This is a genomic window from Mesorhizobium sp. LEGMi-168a (assembly GCF_058312955.1).
On the sequence record NZ_JBZEGV010000104.1, the window covers coordinates 1 to 1,339 of the forward strand.

A 1,339-nucleotide genomic window follows, 5' to 3' on the forward strand; every position below is an offset into this window, starting at 1 on the left:
TGTTGGCGGGTTTGCCTCGCTTGTAACTCCCGTCTCGCTTGTAACGGTTGGATTGGTCGGGCTGACCGCCGTGGCTGTTGAATATTTTTCGTCCGTTTTTACGGGCGGTCAACAGAGTGAAGCCACGTTGCAAAAACAGGCGGAGCTAATCCAGAAAGTCGCAGAACAATGGGGGATCGCTCTCCCGGCGTTGAAAGCGTACGCCGATCAACAGCAAGCGTTGGTAGATCAACAGGAAAAGCTAGACGCGCTCGCCGCCGCTCGCGAGCGGTCAACCGCTTCGCTTGCGCAAGGTTTCGATAATGCGTCCGCCGCATTGGCGGATATGCAGGATAAATTGATTACAATCGGCGCGAACAATTCCGCGAACGATTTGCGCGATAAATTCGAGCAATTGAAGGCGAAAATTGCAGACGGCAGCGTTACCGTTGACGATTTCAACGAAATGATTACCGCGTCTCAAACCGCCTTTTCCAAGGCGCAAATAAACGGTGACGCGTTTATTCAAATGTTGGTCGGTTTGAAAGGTCAAGCGGCGGCGCTTATCCCCACGATTGCCGGTCTGGCAAACGAAACGGAACGTCTGTTTGGCTTTGTCGGCGGTTCGCCGAATGGTCGCTCTATTCGCGGCGGAAAGCTTGGTTTCGATCCGAATTTTCCATTGCCCGACAATGCGCCGTCGCCAGATAGCGCACCGAACCGGGAAGACCAAGGCGCATTCGAGGATAAACTAGCGGCACGTCTGGCGCGGCAAGGTCGCCACGGCGGCAAAACGGACGCGGAAAAATTCGAGGATATTGCGACGGGTGCCGACAACAATATTGCAAAATTGCAGGCCGAACGCGACGCAATCGGCATGACCGCCGAAGCGGCGGCGGAACTGAAATACGAAACGCAATTGCTCAACGAAGCGAACCAAAAAGGTATCGATCTTTCGCCGGATGAAATCGGCCAATTGAAAGACAAAGCCGCGCAAATGGCGGCGCTCGAAACGGAGGTTAAGAACGTCCGCGAGGCTATGTCGTTCGCCAAGGACATTACCAAGGGATTTTTCCAGGATTTCGCCCAAGGTATCCAGCAAGGCAAAGGGTTCTGGAAATCGTTCGGCGACGCGGCGCTAAACGCGCTCAATAAGATCGTTGACAAGCTTCTGAACGACGTTCTTGACGCCCTGTTCCAGATCAATACGGCAGCGGTTGGCGGCGGCTCCGGCGCGGGCGGCTTCCTAGGATCGCTCGGGCAAATTTTCGGGTCAATATTCGGCTTCGCACGTGGCGGTGTGGTTGACATGTTTGCCTCCGGCGGGATCGTTGGCGGTCCGACCGCTTTCCGTCACGCT

General features: G+C 55.2%; 1 pseudogene. It reads left to right on the plus strand.

The features are described from left to right. Nucleotides 1–1,339: pseudogene (locus tag AC4FWB_RS34175) on the plus strand (hypothetical protein); the annotation flags it as partial.